General features: G+C 31.9%; 10 protein-coding genes. 5 read left to right on the plus strand and 5 right to left on the minus strand.

Annotated features, from left to right (window positions below):
• The first annotated feature begins 243 nt into the window (after nucleotides 1-243).
• The gene (locus tag JOC59_RS09395; RefSeq protein ID WP_239517091.1) at nucleotides 244-768 is read left to right on the plus strand and encodes a type II toxin-antitoxin system PemK/MazF family toxin; all 525 of its coding nucleotides are present in this window, start codon (nucleotides 244-246) and stop codon (nucleotides 766-768) included.
• A 6-nt stretch (nucleotides 769-774) separates the two neighbouring features.
• Nucleotides 775-1,185: an ATPase gene (locus tag JOC59_RS08950; protein ID WP_239517092.1), complete on the plus strand. Its 411-nt coding sequence runs from the start codon at nucleotides 775-777 to the stop codon at nucleotides 1,183-1,185.
• Between the two features lie 2 nt (nucleotides 1,186-1,187).
• Here the strand turns inward: JOC59_RS08950 and JOC59_RS08955 are convergent, their stop codons facing one another.
• Nucleotides 1,188-1,454 (minus strand): hypothetical protein, encoded by a 267-nt coding sequence (locus JOC59_RS08955; protein ID WP_205144410.1) that lies wholly within the window; start codon nucleotides 1,452-1,454, stop codon nucleotides 1,188-1,190.
• A gap of 21 nt (nucleotides 1,455-1,475) precedes the next feature.
• Complete coding sequence (locus JOC59_RS08960) at nucleotides 1,476-1,760, minus strand: hypothetical protein (RefSeq protein ID WP_205144411.1); 285 nt, start codon at nucleotides 1,758-1,760, stop codon at nucleotides 1,476-1,478.
• Nucleotides 1,761-2,032: 272 nt separating this feature from the next.
• Between JOC59_RS08960 and mobQ the strand changes: the two genes are divergently transcribed.
• Entirely contained in the window at nucleotides 2,033-4,060 is a 2,028-nt protein-coding gene (mobQ, locus tag JOC59_RS08965; RefSeq protein WP_205144412.1) for a MobQ family relaxase, read from the plus strand.
• A 48-nt stretch (nucleotides 4,061-4,108) separates the two neighbouring features.
• On the opposite strand, the gene JOC59_RS08970 is transcribed toward mobQ, so the two are convergent.
• The 3 genes from JOC59_RS08970 to JOC59_RS08980 all read right to left on the minus strand — a co-directional run bounded on the left by JOC59_RS08970 (nucleotide 4,109) and on the right by JOC59_RS08980 (nucleotide 5,198).
• Nucleotides 4,109-4,291, minus strand: a complete 183-nt coding sequence (locus JOC59_RS08970) for an integrase core domain-containing protein (protein ID WP_205144413.1) — start codon at nucleotides 4,289-4,291, stop codon at nucleotides 4,109-4,111.
• Nucleotides 4,292-4,319: 28 nt separating this feature from the next.
• Nucleotides 4,320-4,862, minus strand: a complete 543-nt coding sequence (locus tag JOC59_RS09510; protein WP_205144414.1) for a DDE-type integrase/transposase/recombinase — start codon at nucleotides 4,860-4,862, stop codon at nucleotides 4,320-4,322.
• Between the two features lie 93 nt (nucleotides 4,863-4,955).
• Nucleotides 4,956-5,198 (minus strand): transposase, encoded by a 243-nt coding sequence (locus JOC59_RS08980; RefSeq protein WP_205144415.1) that lies wholly within the window; start codon nucleotides 5,196-5,198, stop codon nucleotides 4,956-4,958.
• Nucleotides 5,199-5,397: 199 nt separating this feature from the next.
• On the opposite strand from JOC59_RS08980, the gene JOC59_RS08985 reads away from it, so the two are divergent.
• A complete protein-coding gene (locus tag JOC59_RS08985) occupies nucleotides 5,398-5,766 on the plus strand; it encodes a DUF488 family protein, N3 subclade (protein ID WP_205144416.1) in 369 nt (122 codons plus the stop codon).
• 15 nt (nucleotides 5,767-5,781) lie between these two features.
• Nucleotides 5,782-6,260 (plus strand): Crp/Fnr family transcriptional regulator (locus JOC59_RS08990; protein ID WP_205144417.1); only part of this gene is annotated, 479 nt, incomplete at its 3' end.

Consider the following 6,260-nt stretch of genomic DNA (forward strand, 5'->3'; position numbering starts at 1 on the left):
TAATGGCAAACGTCCCCGCGTGTGTACAACCAATGACAGCAATTTTCATATTATCTTCTCCTTTGATAAATAAAATATTTCACAAACTAATGTATTCCTTCATTCTACAAGGAATGTAACCGATGTCAACAAATTTGCACCAGAACCTAATTAATTATATAAAGCCTTGTTAGTCAAGGACAAACTTAAAAAGCGCTCTTATTAAAAAAAATAAGGGCGCTTTTTTTAGGAGTATATACAGAAATGAAATCAACTATCGAAATTGGGAAAGTATACTTAGTTAACTTCGAAAAAACAAGATACGGACATGAATTTTACGGTAAACACTTTGCTGTAGCCCTAACAAAACCTAATAGCAGTGATCATACATTACTAGTAGCACCTATAACAGGGAAGAAGGATAACAAAAAATACAAAGGAGGAATAACATTAAGTAATAATAAATATCAAACAAATCCAAAATATGAAAAATGTTTTTTATATTTGAGAAAAATAAAAGAAATCGATATTGACAAAATAACATACAGAAGAAAACCTAAAAAAGATAAAGATGGAAATATCTTAAAAGATAAAAATGGAAACAAATTATTTCACAGTACAGAACGAATTAATGCTGATGAAATTTTGCAAAAAATGGGTGGCGATTGGAGAAAAGAAATTGATAACTTTAAAGCTATGCGAGAAGAAGTTAAGCAATTACATGACGCTCTCAATAATTTTAAAAGTATTCATGTGGAGACAACACTTGCAAGTAGTGGAAAAGCATAATTAAATTTGATTGATGAAGCCCATAAAAATGGTTTTGAAGTCACATTACTATATGTCACAGTCAATAGTGCTGAAATGGCTATTAATCGAGTACAGGAAAGAGTTAAAAATGGCGGTCATGGTATACCACCAGAAACGATTAAAAAGCGTTACAGTCAATCCTATAATAACTTGCCAGCAGTTGCGTTTAAAAGTGATAATGTTTTTATTTATGATAACAGTAAAAGATTTATCAACGTATATACAAGAAAAAATGATCAAGTTGAGATTAATAACTTGAAACAATATCCATGGATTAATCAAGGTGTAACCTTTTCAAAAAAGGTACAAAATCAATTAGATAAATTTGCTGAAAATAACCCAACCGTTACTGAAAATTTAAATAAGACAATAAAAAAGGATAACCCTAAAATTTAGGGCTATCCTTTTTTATATTTATCAGGCTTATTTGAATTAACATAATTAGAAAATATTTTTAAGAGGTTTTCTGTGTCATCAACTGATAAACCTTCAGTTTCAAAGTATTTATCTAGTAGGGCACCTTTTTGGATTAAAAGGCGGGTACGTTCTTTTCTAGCTTTAGAGTTTTCAAAATATTTTGATTGGCGTAAAGTAAATTCTTCCTGATCAATTTTTTTTTGAAGTTTTTCTTTTGATGAAACTAATTGATTTAACTTTTTGCTCATAGGCTAAAACCTCTAATTAGTTTAAGAGATACCATTGTTTTTGTCACTAACATTTTCAGCTGAATTACTATCATCTTTATTTGTAACATTTTTTTCATTATCGTTAACAATACTTGAATTAAAAAAATCAGCTATTTGTTTTGAAATATCTTTAATTTTTTCTTGATCCAAATTTGAATAATCAAAATTAGAAAGCTTGATTATTTCATGACCTAACTTTTTATCAATTTTTTCTTTTTCATTTTTGATTTTTTCATTTAGCTTATTCAATTTTTCTTGCTTTTTTTCTAAATTACTTAAAGACATATCTACACCCCTTACTAATACTATATTTATTTATTTGAACACAGAATAACATAATGAGGGAAACAAGTCAACATATCAGTTGCATAAATAAAAAATAAATAGTACACTAAAAATGCATTTTAGAGACATCAGAAGAACGAATGAAATGAGTTCAATGCGCACTTACACTCCAATGAATTGGAGTAGTGATAAAAACATAAAAAAACCTGTATCAGAAGTTACCTATGGCAACAACAAAAAATAAAAATATCAAAAAAAAGGAATAAAAAAATATGGCAATATTTCATATGAACTTTACAAATATAAGTGCAGGAAATGGAAGAAGTGCTATTGCAAGTGCTAGTTATCGAAGTGGGGAAAAATTACATAGTGAAATGGAGGGAAAAAACTATTTTTATGCAAGAGATGTAATGCCAGAAACATTCATTTTGTTACCAGAAAATGCGCCAGATTGGGCAAAAGATAGAGAAAAACTATGGAATGAAGTTGAAAAGAAAGATAGATTTTCCCATTCAAGGTATGCTAAAGAATTTAATGTAGCATTACCGGTTGAATTGAATGAAGAAGAACAAAAGAAACTATTAAAAGATTATGTTCAAAAAAACTTTGTTGATAGTGGCATGGTAGCTGATGTTTCTATTCACAGAGACCACCCAGAAAATCCACATGCTCATGTTATGCTAACTAACAGACCTTTTAACGAAGACGGAACATGGGGAATTAAAAGTAAAAAAGAATATATTTTAGACGAGAATGGGAATAAAACATATACCAAAAGTGGTTATGCAAGGAATAGGAAAATATGGCTAACAGATTGGGATAGAAAAGGGAAAGTTGAACAATGGCGTAAAGAATGGGCTAAGTCTGTAAACCGTATTTTTGAACAAAAAAATATGCCAGATCGGATTAGCGAAAAGACATTAGATGAACAAGGTATTGACGGAGTAGCAACGCAACATGTTGGTGTAAACGGACAACGACCAGAAAGAGAAAAATTTAATCAATTAGCTTTGGGGAATAGAAAGCATAAAGCACAACTGAAAAACGTTGACGAAAAAATTCATAATGAGCGTAGAATTCAAACACTACAAAATCATCTATCATTTAGTGAAAAGCGTTCTGTATCACAGCTAAGTAAAGAGTTACAAACATTTGTTAGTTTGGAAAATCTAGACGACAAAAAACGTATGTTATTTAACTGGAAAAACAGCTTATTAATTAAGCAAGCGGTTGGAGAAGATATATCCAAACAAATGTTTACTATTAATCAGCAAGAACAGTCATTAGAAAAGGCAAATTATTTACTTGATAAAGTTGTTGATAGAACAATTAATAGTATTTATCCAGATGTTGATATTGAACAAACAACAATTGCTGAAAGAAGAGAATTAATTAAAGAAACAGATAGTGAAAAAACAATCTTTACAGGACAAGAATTAAAAGACCGTTTAGCTATGATACGAACGGATATTTTGAATAAAGAAATATTATCATTTACAAAGCGACCTTATGTTAGTTGGTTAGTTTTGGAACATCAGGAAGAAAGAACCAAAAATAATATGACGGAAATATTATCTCAAAAGGGTTATAAATTTGCTGATATAGAACGTTCAAAAGGTAGCATTATACGTAACTTTAGTGATGAAGAACAGGATATTTTGAAACGTGGAATTAAAGATTTACAGGCAACTAATGAAATTAAAAACGTTGTTCAAATTCAATATGCAGGAGTGTTAAAAAAGACGTTCCCTGATATGGATATTGATAATGTGACAATGGTTGATCGGGAAAAAATTTATACCGCTATTATCTACTTTAACCCTGAATTGAAACAACTTTCAAAACAAGAATTTAATGAATTAAAGGATAATCCACCGATTAAATTTAGTACGAGAGAACATCAACAAGGGCTTGCTTACTTGAGCGGTACGATAAAACTTGATGATATTAAGAACCCTAATCTGATTAGAGTATTAGCTAATGAGGGAACAAAACAGCTATTTATAGGAGAAAGTAGTCAAGACCCTAATATTACTAAGGAACAAATAGAACAGGTCAAGCAAGTTATGACGCAAAACAATGGTGCTTATGAAGATTATCGCAAAGCCAATATTAGTGATTATCAGAGTGTCAATTATCGAGAAACAACACCTGCGGAGTATCTTAACAATGTATTTAGTAGTGTCATTATGAAATTGCTATATGTTGATGAAGCACGTAGAAAGAAAGGGTTGAAAGAAACAGAATGGGAAATGGAGAAGAAAAAAAGACAGCATGAGAAGCATGGTAGACAAATGTAAAATAAAATGCTCGGAAGTCAATAAATTGGACTATTTTTATTCAGTTACTTAGGCAACATTTGAGATACGATTGCGATTATAAAAATTGATATACCAACCAATGGCTGCTTGGACTTGCGTTAATGTTTCGTATGCCTTCAAATACACCTCTTCATGCTTCAATATTGAATGAAACGCTTCCATACGGCCATTATCGTACGGATGGCCTTTGAGTGAATAAGAATATTTCAAGCCATAATTTTGGCATTTAATATTAAACTCAGCACTCGTGTATTGTGATATCTGAATGAATAATGAGTGGCTTTCGATGCTTATCTAACGCCATCTGTAAGGCACTTGTGGCTAGCTCGGCTGTCATTGTATCGCCAATTTTATAGCCCAATACTTTTCTCTTCTCAGGATCCAAAACGGTCGCTAAATAGACCCATCTGTGATTAGTCAACTGAATATAAGTGATATCTTTTTGCCAGACACCGCTTAAATCATGCAAGTGTCTAATCAGATTGGGTTTTTGAGCAACTGTCACAACAGTTTTGGGTTTGCGATAACGTTTTTGCATGCGCGATTTAATCCTTAATTCACGCATTAATTTGAGTGTCATATATTCAGATATTTTTGGACAGTCATTGTTTAGTTGACTATAAGCAGCAATACGACGATAGCCATAAAATTTAAAGGTTTTCCAAACGTCTAAAATATAAGGTTTTAGGGATTCTCTACGCTTTTCTTGTCGACTAGGCTGCCAATGGCGCCAATTGTAATAGGTACTAGATCTGATTTTAAGTGCATTTAAAATACGCACAAGCGCGTAGCCTTGTGCTAAAAATTTGTTAACGAGCGGCAATCCCACATTACGGACTATTTTTTGGCTAGTAAGATGGCTGATCAATGCCTGTCAGGCTATGCGTGATAAAATTTCGTTTTCTTCCTCCAAAATAGCGAGACGCTTCTCTAGTCGCTTGACGTCTTTTAAAGTCTTTGACTGACCCTTGATCATGATTGGGGTAGCTTGTTTAACCCATATAGCAATAGAATCTTTTGATGGTCCAAATTCTTCTGCTAATGATTTGAGTGAACGGCCTTCTTGGTGAAGTTTAACCAGTGAATCTTTAAAATCTTGTGAATAACGAATTGACATAAAAATACTCCTATACTTTCATTTTACGGACTGAATAAAAATAGTCCATTTTTTTAGTATAAGAGCATGTTATAAAACAAATCAAAAAATGAGTTGCCGTTATTTATTAGAAAAAAGGATCTATAATTATAAATCCCCCCTAAGATACTGACCTAATTTATTTTTGAATTTAATTTTGATATATTTAAGGAGGTTTACTGTGATAAAAATACAACGGATTTATTCATCTAATTCAACTCAACCTGGATATCGAATATTAATAGATCGTCTTTGGCCTCGTGGAATTTCTAAAGCTAAGGCAAATCTTGATGATTGGGACAAAATGATTGCCCCTTCAAATAAACTTCGCAAATGGTTCAATCATGACCCACAAAAATTTCAAAAATTTAGTGAAGCATACCGCAAAGAATTGGCTGAAAATCCAGAGACACCTAAATTTATCGCTAAAATTAGGTTAAAAATAGCAAACGGTGATATTATCTTACTTTATAGTGCTAAGGATGAAGATCACAATCAAGCTATCGTACTACGCAACTATCTCCAAGAAAAATTAAACATCAAAAAATAGTGAAGGTGAGTGCATATGCAGTCTAATGAAAAAAAACAGTGTGTTGCTTTGGTACCAATTTTTGCCATTTTAGACGAAAGCGAACTAACCAAACTATCTCAAAAGGTCACTAGCAGAAAAATAGCCAAAGGAAATTTTCTATACAGCTTTGCTGATCAAAACGATACTCTATATATCGTACATCAAGGACAGTTAAAAAATTATCAGCTCCTAGAAACTGGAGAAGAACAATTAATACGTTTATTAGGTCCAGGAGAATTCACTGGTGAGTGGAGGATCTTTCAGCCACAGCAACAACATACCGATATAATAGAAGCCCTTAGAGATACTGAAATTTGTCAATTAACACGGGAAAATTTAAAAAAAGCTCTGTTAGACTATCCCGAGATTAGTCTGAGCCTCTTACAACAAATGTCGAAGCGTTTGGAAGTTTCTGAAAAACAAACAGCTACTGTGGCATACTCTTCAATTACTAAACGTATTACTTCCTATTT

This window comes from Periweissella beninensis (assembly GCF_016908275.1).
GTDB lineage: Bacteria > Bacillota > Bacilli > Lactobacillales > Lactobacillaceae > Periweissella > Periweissella beninensis.

What these genes read in the sequence shown, in the direction of transcription:
- JOC59_RS08960 (WP_205144411.1), bottom strand. Translation starts at nt 1,760, where the DNA reads ATGTCTTTAAGTAATTTAGAAAAAAAGCAAGAAAAATTGAATAAGCTA.
- JOC59_RS08980 (WP_205144415.1), bottom strand. Translation starts at nt 5,198, where the DNA reads ATGTCAATTCGTTATTCACAAGATTTTAAAGATTCACTGGTTAAACTT.
- JOC59_RS09395 (WP_239517091.1), top strand. Translation starts at nt 244, where the DNA reads ATGAAATCAACTATCGAAATTGGGAAAGTATACTTAGTTAACTTCGAA.
- mobQ (WP_205144412.1), top strand. Translation starts at nt 2,033, where the DNA reads ATGGCAATATTTCATATGAACTTTACAAATATAAGTGCAGGAAATGGA.
- JOC59_RS08955 (WP_205144410.1), bottom strand. Translation starts at nt 1,454, where the DNA reads ATGAGCAAAAAGTTAAATCAATTAGTTTCATCAAAAGAAAAACTTCAA.